Source organism: Paenibacillus radicis (ex Xue et al. 2023) (genome assembly GCF_024722015.1).
In the GTDB taxonomy this organism is placed as follows: Bacteria; Bacillota; Bacilli; order Paenibacillales; family NBRC-103111; genus Paenibacillus_S.
On the sequence record NZ_JANQBD010000004.1, the window covers coordinates 209,133 to 226,406 of the forward strand.

Consider the following 17,274-nt stretch of genomic DNA (forward strand, 5'->3'; position numbering starts at 1 on the left):
TCGAGGGAATGAAGAATGAGCGAGTAACCTGCCCTCCATGCTTAGATTAGAGCTACATTAGAGCTTAAGATCCTTAATGCACCCCATGATCAAGGGGGATTTTTATAGGGATAGCAGGGATGAGCCCTGGAGGATTTTGTACGGAACTGACTGTTCCCTTATCACTCTGATTTTTGGACTTTTCAGGCGATAAAGGAACAATTACTTCCGCATCGCCCTTCACTTCCGTGGATGCAGTACCGGCGTGTTGTTTAAGGTTATGTGCAGGTGATCTCTGCGCTAAAAGTATAGTGAAGCTAATCGTACACCTGGAATACCAGCAGAGGAGTTCATTGCGATCATTAACGGCACGAAGACCTGCATAGGGAAGTAAGGAAGCGGCGTAAAGCACAGAGTAGAGCAAAAGAGGGAACGGGTGTGGGGTGTAGGAGCTTAAGCGACCGCCCTGGTCGTAACCTCCGGTGACTGCTCGTGTATGCAACCTACCTTCCAAGCTCGTATTCCTCCTGCTGCAAGTATTCCATTCAAAGGAACACGACTTCAACAGCGGCCGTATCCCACACCCATTCCTCCAAGCGCACAACGTAGAGATCGTACACCAAGGACGCCGCAAGGCATTTTTTTTTTTTTTACAAACTTTTTATATAAGCCCTTGGCTAATAATAAGTGTAAAGTGATTCTTTGTATGAAGATGGGTCTAATTAACTACGAACAGCATGTGAAAATGGGTAAAGAGGTGTATATATTCCTTTATGCCTATCTTATATGCTAAAGTTGTCGTAAATTGTATTCAATTATAAAATTTTCTTAAGGACCCGATAAAGGCAAAGCAGGTGAAAGCTTGTGACGCAAAGCTAGAGGGGCTTACGATGCACTTATGCATCTTGCCAGCCAGCTGTCGAAGGAACAGTGATGCGCATATAGATATTGCGGCTCCTGACCGGATGAAAGAGGAGTCTTTATGTATTAGGAAGGTGGATCGGTATTCATGTCGAGCGGGGAACGAAATATCATGACCAGAGAAGGTTTTTATACCAAGGCAGGTAATGATAGAATTGGCGTATATTTATCAAGTGAAGGTCCCAGGCTATTTATTAACAGTGAGGTTTTTGAACTGCAAAATCATTGCTGGGATCTTGAAATGGTCATGGGGAAAAGCAGTCATCTGGTCACATTTTACTGGCAAGGAGAAGTAAAGCTTTCAACCCGTTGCAGTAATGAGAATGAAATGTTTCTCAGCTTATACCATTATTTGAGCTGTCGAATAGAGGCTAAACGATTGGCTTAATTGGAGTCATTTTTCAACAAAATCTGCATCGGTGACAGTCACAATTGATTTGGTTAAATATCATACAGAGTTATAAAGAATAGCAGGTTTTGAGCCTAATGCGGCTTAAGGCTTGCTTTTTTTATTTTTCAGGCTATTGTCTGCCAGTAGAGCATTGTTTATAATAAATAGTAATAAGTAGTACTGCAGCACTATTGGGGAGGATCTGTTATGCGATTAATTACACGTTCTGATTTTGATGGTTTGGTATGCGCTATGTTGTTTAAGAAAATGGGTATGATCGATGAGATGAAATTCGTTCATCCTAAAGATATGCAGGATGGATTAATCGAAGTAAATGAGAATGATATTTTGGCTAATGTTCCTTATGTGCCGGGCTGCGGTTTGTGGTTTGATCATCATTCCAGCGAATTAGAGCGGACAGGCCCCCAAGTAGAATACAAAGGTGAAACTCGTGTTGCGCCAAGTGCCGCTCGAGTAGTGTATGATTATTATGGCGGCAGAGAGCGTTTTGGAGATATCGATGATATTATGGCAGGTGTGGATAAAGCCGATTCAGCTCAATTTTCCGCAGACGATATTTTGAATCCTAAGGGCTGGGATCTGCTTTCATTCATTATGGATGCACGTACTGGACTTGGACGTTATCGTGACTACAAGATCAGTAATTACCAGCTGATGGAGGAATTAGTTGATCATTGCGCTACAATGTCGGTTGATGAGATTATGCAGCTTCCGGATGTCGTGGAACGGACCCAACGGTATTTCGAGCTTGACGCCCAGTACAGAGCCATGTTAAAAGAGCGCACGACAGTAGAAGGAAGTGTAATAATAACGGATTTGCGGAATGTAGAGACGATCTATCCAGGCAACCGTTTTATGGTTTACGCCCTGTACCCGGAGCAAAATATTTCAATCTGGATCGTAGACGGCAGAAATAAGCAGAATTGTGTGTTCGCCTGCGGACATAGCATTGTGAACCGGACAAGCCAGGTCGACGTCGGCAACTTGATGCTGCAGAACGGCGGAGGCGGTCATAGAGCAGCGGGAACCTGCCAGATCCCGTATGAGGATGCTGATAAAGTATTAAGCCAACTGGTTGGACAAATGAATCAAACTGTATAATTACATATAATAATCCGCCACTCAGGACGGATTTTAATACAGCCTTGGCAATGCGCCAGGGCTTTTTTTGTTAGAATTTATATGTTTCGGGGCTCCCCGCAAAGTATCTGAATCAACTTCGAAGCAAGACGCCACTTTGTGGGGATATTTTAGTGTGGGATATAAGTTTAGAACCCAATAGACAACTTTTTTTGTCGAATGCGCAGTAGAATGATCCTGAATGAACTATCGGAAGCAATGGTTGGGAAACATTGGGAGAATAGACTTAGAGGAGGATTCATGCCTGTTTTTACTGGAATGAAGATATTTAGTAGGGGTGAAGCTTTAGGACTTATATGATACGGTAGTGGTTGAATGCGTTTTTGAAAACGTATACAAAAAATCGGATTAATTGAAAGGAGAGGTTAAGCCTTGGCCCCTGTTACGATCCGTAATGTAAAAACAATTCTTACAGCTCCACAAGGAATCAATCTGGTCGTAGTAAAAATAGAAACATCCGAGCCGGGACTATACGGGCTTGGTTGCGCAACCTTCACTCAGCGCTATCTGGCGGTAGCTGCTGCAATTGATGAGTACTTAAAGCCTTTCTTGGTAGGAAAGGATGTTAGCCGAATCGAAGATATTTGGCAGTCAGCAATGGTCAGTTCTTACTGGCGCAATGGACCTGTGTTAAACAATGCACTGTCTGGTGTGGATATGGCGTTATGGGATATAAAGGGGAAAATCGCCCAGATGCCTCTGTATGAATTGTTTGGAGGCAAATGCAGGGAGGCCGCTGCTGTATACCGTCATGCTGATGGTCGAGATGTGCAGGAGCTGGAGCAAAATGTTGCAGCCTTCAAGGAGGCAGGATACCGTTATATTCGCTGTCAAATGGGCGGTTACGGGGGCAAGAACCACAGCTTGCATAAGCCTGAGGGTGCTCTGCCTGGGGCTTACTATGATCCGCAGGCTTATGCGCGCAGTATTCCGCCAATGCTTGACCATATTCGGAACTGTTTTGGCTTTGAGCTGGAGCTGCTGCATGATGTGCATGAGAGATTAACTCCAATTGATGCGGTCAGACTGGCTAAAAGCGTGGAGCCCTACAGGCTATTTTTTCTGGAAGATGCGTTGGCGCCTGAACATATTGATTACTTTCAGATGATCCGAAGTCAATGCTCAACACCTTTGGCTATGGGGGAGCTTTTTGTTCACCCTATGGAATGGACCCCTTTGATTGCAAACCGGTTAATTGATTACATACGTGTTCACATCAGTGCGATCGGCGGCATTACCCCGGCAAGGAAGCTTGCAATTCTTTGTGAAGCATTTGGCGTACGTACGGCTTGGCATGGGCCTGGAGATGTATCTCCGATTGGACATGCAGCCAATGTTCATTTGGATGTAAGCAGCCCTAATTTTGGGGTTCAAGAATGGACGCCGCTTGGAGAGGAGCTGCAATCAGTCTTCCCTGGTTGCCCGCAAGTGAGGAATGGCTATGTGTATCCGAATGAGACTCCTGGACTAGGTATTGAGCTTGATGAGGGGGAGGCTGCAAAGTACCCTTGTACGAATAAGCTGCCTGAGTGGACATTAGCGAGGATACCGGATGGGACTTCGGTTCGGCCTTAGAATTTTAAGGAGAAGGGAACATTGTGATGAAAATTGGTGTGACCGGGGCAAACGGGAGGGTTGGCGGCTATGTGGTCAACGAACTGATGGAGCAAGGATACGAGGTGAAGGCAATAACATGGCAGTATTGGGAGCAATCTCCTATAGAGCAGGCACAGGCCGATATGACCAGCTTGGAGCAGGTACAGCGGGCGGTGGAAGGCTGTGACGGGATTATACACTTGGCGGCGTATGCCAGCCCATCGGGAGCCGTAGAGCCTTTTGTTTTCCAAAATAATGTTATGGGTACGTATAATGTTTTGCTCGCTTCAGGATTAGCAGGAATTCGCAGAGTGTCAGTAGCATCCAGTGATTGCGCGTTTGGAATTACCTTTAGTCACAAGGAAACGAAGCCGATTTATTTGCCAATGGACGAACTTCATCCTGCAGCACCCGATAATTGTTATGGGCTATCCAAGATTGTCGGGGAACAGGTTGCGGAAGGGATGTCCAAACGTTTCGATATGTCTGTTGCATCCATGAGGATAACGCACATTATAGGAGAAGAAGAGTATAGCCGGAACGACTATATGAAAATGAGATCCGATCCCGAGGCAGGTCCTTGGAATGTATGGTCCTATATCGATGCACGTGATTGTGCGCGTGCTTTTCGTATGAGCCTGGAGGCATCGTTTGAAGGGCATGAGGTGTTCTGCATTGCTGCCGCTCAGCAGCGCTGCCTGACGAGCTCACAGGAGCTAATTGAGCGTTACTTCCCTGAGGTAGAGCTGAGAAAACCATTTATCGGGAATGAGAGCCTATTGGATTGTTCAAAAGCAAAGCATGTTTTGGGCTTTGTTCCCGCATATGTTTGGCCCAAGGAAATTTAATTTGGGATTTCCAATCTGCTTAGCCTATAGATAATGCGAATAAGTCCCTAAATGGAAACCATGTTTCGGTTTCCTGAGAGACTTATTTTTAGCATTGAAGACTATAATTTCAGGTGGTTGCTGATAGAAATAGAATAAAGGATAACATACGGTTAGTTTAACTCAGAGTACGAGATGATTATTCTTCAGGTTCACGCGGGCGGCGGGGAGGCAATGGGCCGAGGTATTGTAAAAATTGACACTCGATACGCCCATTAAACAGCTTGCGCTTTTTGTCTGCCGGCCGGCCTATGTAATGCTCCGCCCTATTGCTTGGATTCAGTATAAAAGTCGACCAGGTAGGAAGTTTGGATGTAATCCCGCCTAACTGTCGCAGCACTTTCTCGACTTCATCGAGGTCCCCAAGCCTTTCGCCGTACGGCGGGTTAGTGATTATGCAGCCGTAGTCGCCGAGCGGCCTTGCTTTGGCCACGGGCAGCACCTCCAGGCTGAACTGGTTCGTCAGCCCGGCCGCCTTGGCGGCGGCCAAAGCCACATCGATGGCTTCGCTATCGATGTCAGAGCCTACGATCTCGAGCGGTACATCGTCCCGCACGAGATCGTAAGCTTCCTCCCGTGCCTCGTCCCACAGGGACAACGGCACGGCCTGCCACGCCTCTGCGGCGAAGGTACGCCGCAAGCCCGGCGCTATGTTCCACCCGATCATCGCTGCTTCGATCGGGATTGTTCCCGACCCGCAGAACGGGTCGTAGAGCGGGCGTTCCACCCGCCACCGACTGAGCAGCACCAGAGCTGCTGCCATGGTTTCCTTGAGCGGAGCTTCCGTAACAAGCTTACGGTAGCCCCGCTTGTGCAGGCTCGCGCCCGTTGTGTCGAGCGTCAAGGTGGCTATGTCGTTAAGCAGCGACACTTCCATGACGTATCGGTCGCCGGTCTCCTCGAACCAGTCTCTGTGATAACGCAGCTTCATGTGCTCCACAACAGCTTTCTTAACGATCCCTTGGCAAGCAGGGACGCTTGATAACTGCGATTTGTGGGAGCGGCCTTCTGCGGGAAATTCACCATCCTCTGGAATCCAGTCAGACCAAGGAAGTGCTTTAGTCCCTTCGAACAGCTCGTCAAAGGTTAGAGCTTTAAATTGCCCCATCTTGATTAATATCCGATCGGCTGTGCGCAACCACAAATTGGCGCGGCAAATAGCAAGCTCATCTCCGATGAACGTGACACGACCATTTTCCACAGTGACTTTGTCATACCCCAAGTCACGAATTTCCCGCGCCACTACGGCTTCCAAGCCCATAGCACAGGTTGCAATCAAAGTAATTTCCGACATCCTATTTTCTCACTCCGTATCTATAGCATATGACATAAACGAATTCATATTGTATGCGGTTCGGACCTGCACACAAGCTTCATTCATCTGTTGAACTCTCTTGGGATAAAACATACAATAGTAATTAAGGTGAAACAGATCATTTTGGGTAGGCTCGAAGCAGCTACAACCATTCTGATATTATAGGATAATCTATGAGTTTATACAAATGATGGGGAGGATATAGAGGAATGGAAAAGTTAACAGCAGAGCAATATGTAGAATCATTGTTAGAACAAGATGAGCAATTGATTAGCGTAAAGGAAAGTATACGAGCCAAGGGGATGCCTGAAATTTCTATTGCGGCCGGATATGGCAAATTGTTGACGCTACTGGTGAAAATGAACGGGGCGAAGAACATTTTGGAAATAGGCGCATTGGGAGGGTACAGTGGTATTTGCTTGGCACGAGGGTTAGGTGAAGGCGGCAAGCTTATTTCACTGGAGCTGAAGCAGGAATATGCGGATGCGGCACATCAGAACCTTCACGAGGCTGGATTAGGTGACAAAGTTGAGTACCGGATAGGGGAAGCATTAAACAATCTGGAGCAGCTGGACGCAGAGGGACAGCGGTTTGACATCTTTTTTATCGATGCGGATAAAGGGAATTATCCTAATTATTTGGAATGGGCGATCAAGCTGGCTAATCCTGGAGCCGTTATTATAGGTGATAACACATTGATGCACGGACGAAGCATGGATCCTAAAGAGAAGGGAAATGCTGTAACGAAAATGCGTCTTTTTAACGAAGGGATAGCAGGCGATCCCCGCGTGGAAGGTGTTATACTACCGGCTTATGACGGATTAGCAATCGCAAGAGTCCGCTAATATTCAAGAGATATAAAAAAACACCGCAATGGCTTGATTAACAAGCTTGCGGTGTTTTTTTATGTCTTTAGGAAGCTTTTTTTATAGTGGAGGTAGCTGTTTCCTTAGCTGGAGGTGCTTCTTGAAGTGTCTTATCATCCTTTAGATACACGATATTATCTGTTTTTTGAACCTCAAGATAAGCCCAATAGAAGATCATCAATTCGGCGCAAACTATAATAAACAATATCTTTTTCACGCTGACCCTCAGAGAAAGCACCTCCAAAAATTATAAATAGTTTACTTTAAGATAATAAAAATATTGGAAGAAAATACCTTGTAAGCTGATTTTATGTAATTATACAACAATGTTCGGAAATTGACAAAACATTATTTGAACCCAACCTTTAAATGTATGATTGAATTCATGCTTCAAATTCATAAGATGAACTCAGCTAAATTAATTTATATTACTTGGAGAAGCAGATTTGGTTTTTAAAACCAAGGTATAATAAACCCAGAACGAATTTACAAGCAAAAGCACGGAAGCTATAAGAAACAGCTGTTGTATAGTCAGAATCCCCGAAATTGAGCCTCCGACGATAGGTCCGATCATATTGCCCAAGCTTAAAAAGCTGGTGTTGAAGCTGTATGAACGGCTTTCCATTCCGCTTGGTGTATACTTTCGTATCAATGAATTGACGGTCGGCAATAATCCACCCAAGAACATGCCAAGAAAAAAACGTGCCGCTAAGAGCTGCCATACGGTATGGACGAACGCTTGCGGAACGGAGGCCACAGCGGCTCCGATTAAACATACACCTAGTATTTTTTCAGGGCCGATTTTGTCGGATAGCTTTCCTAGTAATGGTGAAGCCACCATGTTGGAAAAGCCTGTTACAGACCCTACCATACCCGCATAAAATGCGAGATATTCTCCAGAGCCATGCAGCTGCTGAACGAATAAAGGAATCAACGGCATTGTACTCATCAGAGAAAACTGGATTACGAAAGTGATTGTATACAAAGAGGGAAGCTGTGAAATATGTCTTAATATATTAAACGCTTCGATCATGGATTGCTTAGGTTTTTTGGCGGCCGCTGCTGAGTCAAACGTTTCCTTAACCGTAAACATAACGAGTAGGGAAGCTGCAAATAACAGACCTCCAGTAATATAAAAGATATATCTGTAGCCAATCCACTCTGCCATTAAACCGCCAAAAAAGGGGCCAAGGATAGCTCCTGCCATAGTACCTGATTGTAAGGTGCCCATTGCGAAACCGGTCTTTTCTTTCGGGGTATTTGTAGAAACCAAGGCAATGGCTGCGGGTAAAAAGCCGGAAACGGTTCCGTTTAGCATCCTTAAAATAAACAACTGCCAGGCCCCTGTTGCAAAGCCCATTAAAGTCATCACTACGGCCATCCCGAATCCGGAACGCAGCAGCATAACTTTTCGCCCGTAACGATCCGCCAAGCCGCCCCAGATTGGTTGAAATATGAATGACGTTACAAAGTTACCTGCAAAAATTATCCCAGCCCATGTAGCTATCTCATGCGGGTCGCTCATACCAAGCTCCTGCAGGTACAAGGGTAGGAAGGGCACAATCATAGTCATACCGCCCATGACAAGGAAGGCTCCAACCCATAGAACAAATAAGTTAATTCTCCAGTTAAGCAAAAGGAAATCGCCTCTTTCTAGTTGTGAAAACATAGTTCTATTTTTTGAGTAATTATATGGAAATCATGGCTATTATTGCTCCAGGCCTGTCCGCATTTCATAGCGAAAACGATCGATTCCAGGCATCTGCAGCTGTTCTGCAATGGCTATAGCTTTCTCCACATCGTATGGAACCCGTACAGTTTGAATGCTAAATGGTTCATTTATTGAGGAATCTGGCTTGCCCTCGATAATTGAATAGCAGGCTTGAGGGATACCCTCGTAAGATGCCCCAACGCTCCCTGTATTAAATAGCAGCAGCCCTTCTTTATTTTTGTTTTTTATCGTTTGCATAAAAGGAATATGAAGATCCCCATATCCAACGACATCCGGTGTCAGTCGTGTTGCTTTTACGGGTATGCTGTCATTGGCTGCTGCTTCTTCCATAATATTCACTTCCGGAAATCCGGTCATTCCCGTATGTTCGAACAAGGATAGCTTTTCTTTGCGGGATGCTTTGCGTGTGACACGATGATAAACATCTTTGGAAGAAGCATGGAATAAACGAATCCATCTACCGCTAAGGTGGAGATCCACGGAAAAAGGCAGCTGCTTCAAATAGTCAAGTCGTTCTGCCCCTAGTTGAGATTGCTGCCAGAGGATACCTTCCTTATTGTGAGGCTGGTTGACACTGTGGTCCCAATTGCCCTGCAGAGTAACCTCGCAAAGCTCGCGGATACGGTCCACGCATTCAGCGGGCTGGGGCCCTTTACCTACAAGATCGCCGAGGCAGATGACACGTTTAATTCGCCGTTTGCTTATGTCCTTGCACACAGCCTCAAGAGCAGTGAGATTCCCGTGGATATCTGAAATGATTGCAATTTTACCCATCGTAATGCTCCCTCTTTGAATACTTAGTATTACCATTATAAGGTTTGCAATAGAAAAGAGACACCTATTTTCCATGCCTCCTTCCTTATATCGGGGTTTCTTTGGAAAAAGAGCATCATATCAAAGCTTGAAAGTATTGGCAAACATTATTTTGATTCTATGTATCCATGACCTCAAGCGCAGTATTTGGTATAATGATCCATAGATCATTTTATTCAATATAGAAATCAAACCGAGCTGCGGAACAACTAAGGCAAGGGCATGATCGATTAAAGGAGTAGATCCGCATAGAATCCCGTTCAAAAAAACATCTCAAGCCCGTTAAAAGTAAAAGAAACACATGGATTACGATCAGTGTGTTAAGCGTGGTAATAATAGCATCGTTCAGTTATTTAATGTATTCGTTATCCGGGCAGGAGCGCGCTCGGGCATTGGAGTCTGCACCTGGCAGCAGCCAGACAAGCAATAGCAACACTAAAGCGGGAAAGGACGGTTCGAACACGGCTGTCCCTACCCAACCGAATAACAATAATACGGGTAAGGATCAAGTAACTGTAAGCGGTGGGACTGGATCGATACCTGATGGCAATGGAACGACTTCAGGGAACCCCTCACCAAACAGCAATCCCCCCAAATCGAATGTAAAGCTAACCTTTGTTGGCGATGTAATATTTGCAAGCAAGGTGGAGGATCTGCTGAAAAAGTATGGCTGGGACTATCCGTATCAGTATGTCAAACCGTATTTGGATAAAGCCGATATCACTGTCGCCAATTTGGAAACCCCAATCTCCACACGGGGTACTCCACAATTCAAGGAATACGTATACCGCTCCTCACCGGAGGCATTGCCTGCATTTAAAGCTGCTGGATTCGATCTTGTCAACACTTCGAATAATCACATTCTGGATTATGGGCAGGATGCCTTGCTTGATACTATGGATGAATTAGATAAAGCCGGCATCAAGCGAGTCGGTACAGGACGAAACAGCGAGGAAGCGTATAAGCATGTTATCATAGAGGAAAATGGCATAAAAGTAGCTTTCCTTGGATTTAGCCGCGTAGTTCCCGAAACAAGCTGGTATGCTGGTAAACAGAAGCCTGGCCTTGCAGAGACCTATTCAACAAAGCTCCCGTTAGAGGCGATAGCCAAAGCCCGCGAAGAGGCAGATTTGGTTGTTGTTTTTGCACATTGGGGTGTAGAACGCAAAGATCGCCCGGTCAAGGAGCAGACAGATTTAGCCCATAAGTATATAGATCAAGGAGCGGATCTGGTTGTTGCAAGCCATCCCCATGTGCTGCAGGGCTTTGAACAATACAAAGGCAAGTGGATCGCATACAGCTTGGGGAATTTCATTTTTACGACCAATACAGAGCCGACGACATGGGAATCGATGATTTTGAATGCTACTTGTACTAAAGAAAGATCCTGTGAGCTTCAAATGATTCCGGTGTTGACTAAAGGAGCCCAGCCCGTTCGTATGACAGAGGAAGATGGGATGAAGCTGTTCGATAAAATGTCTCGCATTTCTATCAACGCTCAATTGGATAAGGATGGTAAAATAAGTGAGGCAGCTCCTGTTAAAGAAAAGGAAACTGCTGCAGAGGTACCGGCACAGAAAGCTGTTCCCAAAAAGCCCGCCGATACAGGGGCTTCAGGAGCAAGCTCTCCTAATCCACAGAACGGTAAAACCACACCTGCACCCGCAACGAACAAGACTTCACCAGGAAACACACAGAAAAATGAACAACCTAATTCAAATGCGCAGCAAGAGGCAGGAGCACCGAAGAAACAGCCATAACAAAGGCGATATTGTGAGATCAACGAGTATGAAATATAATATCAGAATAGTTATCAGCGAAAGCTGAACCAAGAGGAGGATTACCATGCAATCAATTCGCAATATTTATTGTGTAGGACGTAATTATGGATTGCACGCGGCTGAATTGGGAAATGATGTGCCCGATGAGCCTATGATTTTTACTAAGCCTTCCCATTCACTTGTCGGGATTCAAGGGCAGACGATTAGCCTGCCAGGTAACCGTGGTGAAGTTCATTATGAAACTGAGGTAGTATTACATGTTGGCCAAGCTTATAAGCCAGGAATCCGGGTGGATGAGCTGATTGACAATTTTGCACTCGGAATCGATTTAACTTTACGGGACGTGCAGTCAGTCATCAAGAAAAAAGGATATCCTTGGCTCCCGGCAAAAGGCTTCATCAATTCGGCTCCTTTATCTGAGTTCCGAGAGTTTCCAGGATTGGAAGCCGTAAAGCAAACGGAATTTTCCTTGCGGAAAAACGGAGAAGAAGCGCAGCGTGGCAATACCAACGATATGATTTTTAATTTTCAGGTCATCATTGATTACATAGCAGAGCATTATGGCTTAGGTGAAGGCGATATTATCTATACAGGTACTCCCGCAGGTGTAGCGGCACTTCAAACTGGCGACCGGTTGGAGCTGCTATGGGGCGAAGAATTATTCGGCGAATTCACCGTTGAATTGAAATAAAACAAAGCAGGAGGCGCTCTAAATAGCTCCTCCTGCTTTTGTATATGTTAGCAGAGTTCTTCTACCAGCTAATGTTTCTCGGCTCCCCCAAGAGCGACATCTGAATATTGTTCACGGACTTTGAGTATTTTGGGGAGCTGTTCCATGAAAGCGTCTACGACCTTGGGGTCGAAATGCTCGCCGCTTTCTTCCTTGAATAAATTGAGAATTCGATCCAATTCCCATGCAGCCTTGTACACCCGTTCACTTCCCAAAGCGTCGAAGACATCGGCAATAGCTGTAATCCGACCATAGATATGGATATTTTCCCCAGATAAGCCTGTAGGGTAACCCCGTCCATTCCATTTCTCATGATGCTGATGCGCTACAATAGCTGCGGTTTTCAAAATATGGCGGTTTGAGTTTTTAAGCAATCCATATCCGATATCCGTATGGGATTTCATAATGTCGAATTCTTCTTCGGTTAGTTTGCCAGGTTTTTTCAAAACAGCATCGGGGATAGCTACCTTTCCGATATCATGCATTGGCGATGCGATTTTCAGCAGTTCGGCTTCTTCCTCGCTCATCCCGAGACCCAGTGCCAAAATATAAGAGTATTCCGCTACGCGTTTTACATGATTGCCCGTTTCCTTGGAACGGCTTTCTCCAATCTCGCCCATTGTGAAAATGATTTCTTTTTGCGTTTCTTCGATTTCATTGGATAAAAGCGCCGATTCAAGTGATTTGCCCGCATAGGAAGCGGCTAGCGACAGGTGCTCCAGATCTTTTTCGGAAAATTGCTCCTGCTCAGTCAGCTTGTTGACGGCTTGATAAGCTCCCATTATTTCGCCTTCATTGTTACGGAAGGGAATAACCATTAACGCTTTCGTGCGATAGCCGGTCTTTTGATCCATAGCAATAGCACCGCGTTCCAGTACTTCCTTAAACTCAACATTTTGATAGGCGTCATCAATGAAAATAGGTAATCCTGTTCCGATGGAATGGCCGACTAATCCAGCGTTGCTCGGAAGTCGAAGAGGGGGGACACCATGTGCTACTGTGGAATAAACCTCGTTTTTCTGCTTATCCAAAAGCCACACCGTGCAGCGGTCGGATATGATCATTTCCCGTCCCATATCCGCCATTAACATAATTAAGTGATCCAGGCGTCGTTCATTGGCTATTTTAGCAGCGTATTCAAAAATAACTCGAAGCATTTCCTCAGGCTGAAGATCTTTTTTGATCTTTCGAATACCTAATTGGTGAGTTTCGTGCACGTAAATTCCCTCCCCTGGGCACTTCCATTTTTCTTCTATCAAAATCATATTATAATGGCTATAGGTCTGTAAACATATTCTTGTTGAAATATAGCGAAAAATGGGGGAAAGAGGTACTAGTATGTGGTTGGATTGGTGTATGGGCATATTGTTTAGTTTATTGATAGCAGGAGCTGCATATGGCAAAAAATCATTATCAGGTTCTGGAGCCGTTGCTGCTGTTGTCGTTGGAACAGTGCTGTTCGCTTGGGGAGGACTTCCTTGGTATGGCACTTTGCTAGTATTTTTCCTAACCTCAACATTTCTGACCAAATGGAGGCATAGGCAGAAAGCAGCTGTAGAAAGTGGATATGCCAAGTCGGGTCGAAGAGATGCCGGTCAGGTGCTTGCAAATGGAGGGCTTGGCACGCTGCTATGCATCGGACACAGCTTATGGCCGCACCCACTGTGGTGGGCTGCATTTATAGGTGTCATGGCTACAGTCACTGCAGATACATGGGCTACAGAAATTGGCGGCTCCAGCCGACAAATGCCGCGTTCTATCATTAATGGGCGCAGAGTGCCGGCAGGTACATCGGGAGGCATAACTGCGCTGGGCCTTGGGGCTTCTCTGTCAGGCGGCTTGGTCATTGGTATCTTCGGCTGGTTATTTATTCAATGGGGTACAGATGCGGCTGCTGTTGGCTTTAATACCTATGCCTCAAGCGGAATAGGATTGCTTCTGCTGCTTGGAGCAGTCGGGGGGATGGTGGGCTCCCTGGCCGATTCATGGCTGGGGGCGGTATTTCAGGTCATGTATCGTTGCGCAGTTTGCGGCAAGGAAGTGGAAAAAAACCGTCATTGCAATGTACAATCGGTTCAGGTTCGTGGTGCTGCCTTCATGACCAACGATGCAGTTAATTTGATCAGTTCATTGCTCGGTGGAGCCGTTTGCGTTGGCCTCTATTCTGCAATAATTTAGTAATTCATATATTCTTTATTGTACCAAAGCAGGAGGTGCACAAGGGGTACCCTTACTTAAATCCTATGTATCAAATGGACGGTAAGTTCCTTATTATGTGCCGATAGCGGAGAATTGGCTATGGGGACCAAAGGCCCTGAACGGAACTGAAAGTTCCTTTATTTGATCGGCCGCCCCCAATTTAAGACGATTGCGGAAGTCGGAATTCCGCTATTTGGGGAAAATAGGGGCAAAATGAACAAAAACAGAGAGATTGCGGAACCAACTCTTCCGTTATCTCTCTGTTTTTTGTGCTTTCCTTGCCATAGCGGAATATTACTTCCGTTAATTCATTATGGATAGACTAGTTGCTCGTATAGTAAAGCATTTGACAAGTTTGTTTAAGAAATACGTGTGAATTTATTGTGGCAAATTAATCGCCTTTACATCCTGTAAAGTAGCAGAATCCGTCGCTTTCAATACTTGCTGCGAGGTTGTATACAGGATGTCTCCGATATACAAAATTCGTTGAATACTCCGCTCATTAAGACCTTGATATTGCCCAGCTTTCAAATAATCTTCATCCGTCAGATGAGTGATCTTTCCTTGCAGCTTGAAGCCGCTTGCCAAGTCGAGCTTATACACGTAAGCCCCCTGAAAAGTAAATTGACCGTATTCGGCTGCTGTTTTCTGAGAGGGACTGTTGGAGTTGTTAGTTTCCCTTACGGTCACTGGAAAAGCAAGCAAGTTTTTCTCTTTGGAAAAAAGCAATGCTTTATGGTTTTGGAGCAGCTCGGACTCAGTTCCGCGACCGCCTATCGTTTCACTGTATAATTCCTTTGGATTGGCAACATCGCTTACATCGAACATGGCCATTTTCATACCTTGGTAGTAGGCAATCGTATTTGGATTTAGTCCAGACCCATAATTGGTTGAAACCTCAACTGCATCCTTTCCGAAGCCGATCAGATGATTCTCGTCATAAGGGTGCAGGTAGTTGCTGTAACCTGGAATTTTCAGCTTACCTAATATTTTGGGCTCCTGAGGTTCTTTTAGATCAATTACAAATAACGGATCAACGGTGCGGAAAGTAACCATGTATGCTTTGTTTCCAGCATAACGAACTGAATAAATTTGTTCACCAGGTGCAATATCCTCGATTTTGCCCGCTATGTTCATAGATTCATTAAGCACATACATATTATTTTTGGATTCAGCTTCGCCGGTCATCCCTGCGTAACCAGTTGTAGTGGCAATTCGGAAATACCCATTATGCTCATCCATTGAGAATTGGTTAAGTGTTCTACCTGGAACCTTCCCACGACCCGTGTAGACTACTTTACCCTGGTTCATCGTGAATTTATAGATGACGCTGTTAGTTTCGCCTGGGCCTATACGAATTTTTTTCATGTCCGTATTGGATGGTACTGTTTGAACGGCACTTGTATATTCTTCAGTAGTTACATACAGCTGTGTTTGTGAAGCATAAACTTGATTACCTGAGCCAAGATAGCTCGTTACATCCATCTTTTGTGTTGGCTGGTCAAGATTCAAACCAGCTACCATCAAATAGTTGGGCTGTACGGAATTCGGGAAGTAGCGGATATCCTCGTAGCCTATTTTTACAAAAGAGTCGCTATCAGCTGCTGAATCACGATAAGTGGGCACGGCACTGGCTAATGCGTCAGTTTGTTCTTCGGTTGAGAGATCCTTTTGCAGCAGCGGGTAAACATTAAATCCTTTGTTCGCAACGAGATAGAGAGAGGCGCCTACTTTACGTGAGGAAATATAGTTTCCTTCGAGCTCAACCTCGCGAACTTTTTTAAATTGAGTGCGGTCTCCCAGCTCATAGATAATAGCTTTTGTTGTATTTGTAAATATACGGGAAGGTCGAACAATCATTTTTTGCACAGCAGGGGAACTGCTGGATGCTTCAACCGCAGGGGCAGCAGGGCTTGCGCTATCCTGAGCGGGGTAAGCTCTGTCATTATAAGGATAAGAGGTGCTTCCGATTACGACCATATATTTATCATCAATATAGAGCTCATTCGCACGAAAGTTTTTGTCATCGAATATTAACGTTTGAACTACCTTCATCTGCTCTGCAGGATAGGCGGAGGCAACGATGACACGGTTTTTATTAACCTGGTAAATATAGGATCCGTCTGTTTTGATAATATCAGATTCATCTACGCCTTCAACCTGTACATTAGTGCCCGAATAATCTGCCTTTGCTTCAGATTTGGCTGCAGCAGCTGGCGCTGGCATTGGGGCTGAAGAGGAACTTTTTGCTGCGCTGTCCGAGGTTACAGTTGCCGACAGCTTTTCTTTTACCATAGGCTGTGCCATGACCTTGGCCGTTACTGAGTAAATGGGGGAAGCGCCGTTACCGTATTCTTTAAAAAGCTCCTTCATATTATCTAATGAACCAACCGTGGGCAGGCTTTTATCCGCATCATGAATAGCTACGGTTTGGTTTAATGCATCCCAATATACGTTGAAATCAAAGGATTCGCTGAAGAAACGCAGCGGTACGAATAATTTACCAGACTCCATTCGTGGGGAAACATCGAGAGTTATCGGCTGTTCCCCGCGGAAAGCCTGTACGTTGTCAACGGACAACTTGATGCTCTTGTCTCCTTTTACAGCTGTGGCAGTCTGAGCATTATCCTCCCAACTAACCTGGACATTCAATGCTTCCGAAAGGTCTCGAAGCGGCACCATTAAGGTGCTTCCTACCCGTAGTGGCATAGAACTGAAGGTAACGGATTGGCCGTTCAAGCTTAGTCCGATCTCTGTTCGGTTTTCTATTGCAGCAGAAGGCAGGGCAGCACCGGAGGTGAAAAGGGTAACAGCGAGAAGACATGCTAAAGGTAGCATTTTTTTCATAATAATCCCTCCAACAATAATGTTGATTTTTTCCAATCAATTCTTCTAACGTAGTC

The 17,274-nt window shown here is 45.2% G+C and carries 14 protein-coding genes and 1 riboswitch; of the genes, 8 read left to right on the forward strand and 6 right to left on the reverse strand.

The window, feature by feature from the left end; genetic code table 11:
* Positions 1-73 precede the first annotated feature (73 nt).
* Positions 74-493 (reverse strand): hypothetical protein, encoded by a 420-nt coding sequence (locus tag NV381_RS07575; protein ID WP_258212659.1) that lies wholly within the window; start codon positions 491-493, stop codon positions 74-76.
* A 320-nt stretch (positions 494-813) separates the two neighbouring features.
* A riboswitch (cyclic di-GMP riboswitch) is annotated at positions 814-903 on the forward strand.
* 85 nt (positions 904-988) lie between these two features.
* Between NV381_RS07575 and NV381_RS07580 the strand changes: the two genes are divergently transcribed.
* The 4 genes from NV381_RS07580 (at position 989) to NV381_RS07595 (ending at position 4,896) form a co-directional block, all read left to right on the forward strand.
* Positions 989-1,288, forward strand: coding sequence for a hypothetical protein (locus NV381_RS07580; RefSeq protein WP_258212660.1), 300 nt, complete (start codon positions 989-991; stop codon positions 1,286-1,288).
* A gap of 210 nt (positions 1,289-1,498) precedes the next feature.
* The gene (locus tag NV381_RS07585; RefSeq protein WP_258212661.1) at positions 1,499-2,413 is read left to right on the forward strand and encodes an exopolyphosphatase; all 915 of its coding nucleotides are present in this window, start codon (positions 1,499-1,501) and stop codon (positions 2,411-2,413) included.
* 411 nt (positions 2,414-2,824) lie between these two features.
* Complete coding sequence (locus tag NV381_RS07590) at positions 2,825-4,027, forward strand: enolase C-terminal domain-like protein (protein ID WP_258212662.1); 1,203 nt, start codon at positions 2,825-2,827, stop codon at positions 4,025-4,027.
* Between the two features lie 26 nt (positions 4,028-4,053).
* Complete coding sequence (locus NV381_RS07595; protein ID WP_258212785.1) at positions 4,054-4,896, forward strand: NAD-dependent epimerase/dehydratase family protein; 843 nt, start codon at positions 4,054-4,056, stop codon at positions 4,894-4,896.
* Positions 4,897-5,074: 178 nt separating this feature from the next.
* Here NV381_RS07595 and NV381_RS07600 read toward each other — a convergent pair whose 3' ends face one another.
* Positions 5,075-6,229 (reverse strand): THUMP domain-containing class I SAM-dependent RNA methyltransferase, encoded by a 1,155-nt coding sequence (locus tag NV381_RS07600; RefSeq protein ID WP_258212663.1) that lies wholly within the window; start codon positions 6,227-6,229, stop codon positions 5,075-5,077.
* A 230-nt stretch (positions 6,230-6,459) separates the two neighbouring features.
* Between NV381_RS07600 and NV381_RS07605 the strand changes: the two genes are divergently transcribed.
* Positions 6,460-7,095, forward strand: coding sequence for an O-methyltransferase (locus NV381_RS07605; protein ID WP_258212664.1), 636 nt, complete (start codon positions 6,460-6,462; stop codon positions 7,093-7,095).
* Positions 7,096-7,534: 439 nt separating this feature from the next.
* Here the strand turns inward: NV381_RS07605 and NV381_RS07610 are convergent, their stop codons facing one another.
* Positions 7,535-8,752: an MFS transporter gene (locus NV381_RS07610; protein ID WP_258212665.1), complete on the reverse strand. Its 1,218-nt coding sequence runs from the start codon at positions 8,750-8,752 to the stop codon at positions 7,535-7,537.
* 72 nt (positions 8,753-8,824) lie between these two features.
* Positions 8,825-9,622, reverse strand: a complete 798-nt coding sequence (locus tag NV381_RS07615) for a metallophosphoesterase family protein (protein ID WP_258212666.1) — start codon at positions 9,620-9,622, stop codon at positions 8,825-8,827.
* A gap of 356 nt (positions 9,623-9,978) precedes the next feature.
* Here NV381_RS07615 and NV381_RS07620 point away from each other — a divergent pair, with 356 nt between their 5' ends.
* Positions 9,979-11,421, forward strand: coding sequence for a CapA family protein (locus NV381_RS07620; RefSeq protein ID WP_258212667.1), 1,443 nt, complete (start codon positions 9,979-9,981; stop codon positions 11,419-11,421).
* Between the two features lie 85 nt (positions 11,422-11,506).
* Positions 11,507-12,133 carry a fumarylacetoacetate hydrolase family protein gene (locus NV381_RS07625; RefSeq protein ID WP_258212668.1) on the forward strand — a complete coding sequence of 209 codons (627 nt, stop codon included), beginning with the start codon at positions 11,507-11,509 and terminating at the stop codon, positions 12,131-12,133.
* Between the two features lie 68 nt (positions 12,134-12,201).
* Here NV381_RS07625 and NV381_RS07630 read toward each other — a convergent pair whose 3' ends face one another.
* Positions 12,202-13,389, reverse strand: a complete 1,188-nt coding sequence (locus NV381_RS07630; protein ID WP_258212669.1) for an HD domain-containing phosphohydrolase — start codon at positions 13,387-13,389, stop codon at positions 12,202-12,204.
* A 121-nt stretch (positions 13,390-13,510) separates the two neighbouring features.
* Here NV381_RS07630 and NV381_RS07635 point away from each other — a divergent pair, with 121 nt between their 5' ends.
* Positions 13,511-14,350, forward strand: coding sequence for a DUF92 domain-containing protein (locus NV381_RS07635; protein WP_258212670.1), 840 nt, complete (start codon positions 13,511-13,513; stop codon positions 14,348-14,350).
* 399 nt (positions 14,351-14,749) lie between these two features.
* On the opposite strand, the gene NV381_RS07640 is transcribed toward NV381_RS07635, so the two are convergent.
* Positions 14,750-17,218, reverse strand: coding sequence for a beta-propeller domain-containing protein (locus tag NV381_RS07640; RefSeq protein ID WP_258212671.1), 2,469 nt, complete (start codon positions 17,216-17,218; stop codon positions 14,750-14,752).
* Between the last annotated feature and the right edge of the window lie 56 nt (positions 17,219-17,274).

Coding starts and splice junctions, on each gene's coding strand:
- NV381_RS07580 (WP_258212660.1), top strand. CDS start 989: ATGTCGAGCGGGGAACGAAATATCATGACCAGAGAAGGTTTTTATACC.
- NV381_RS07585 (WP_258212661.1), top strand. CDS start 1,499: ATGCGATTAATTACACGTTCTGATTTTGATGGTTTGGTATGCGCTATG.
- NV381_RS07595 (WP_258212785.1), top strand. CDS start 4,054: ATGAAAATTGGTGTGACCGGGGCAAACGGGAGGGTTGGCGGCTATGTG.
- NV381_RS07600 (WP_258212663.1), bottom strand. CDS start 6,229: ATGTCGGAAATTACTTTGATTGCAACCTGTGCTATGGGCTTGGAAGCC.
- NV381_RS07605 (WP_258212664.1), top strand. CDS start 6,460: ATGGAAAAGTTAACAGCAGAGCAATATGTAGAATCATTGTTAGAACAA.
- NV381_RS07615 (WP_258212666.1), bottom strand. CDS start 9,622: ATGGGTAAAATTGCAATCATTTCAGATATCCACGGGAATCTCACTGCT.
- NV381_RS07625 (WP_258212668.1), top strand. CDS start 11,507: ATGCAATCAATTCGCAATATTTATTGTGTAGGACGTAATTATGGATTG.
- NV381_RS07635 (WP_258212670.1), top strand. CDS start 13,511: ATGTGGTTGGATTGGTGTATGGGCATATTGTTTAGTTTATTGATAGCA.
- NV381_RS07640 (WP_258212671.1), bottom strand. CDS start 17,218: ATGAAAAAAATGCTACCTTTAGCATGTCTTCTCGCTGTTACCCTTTTC.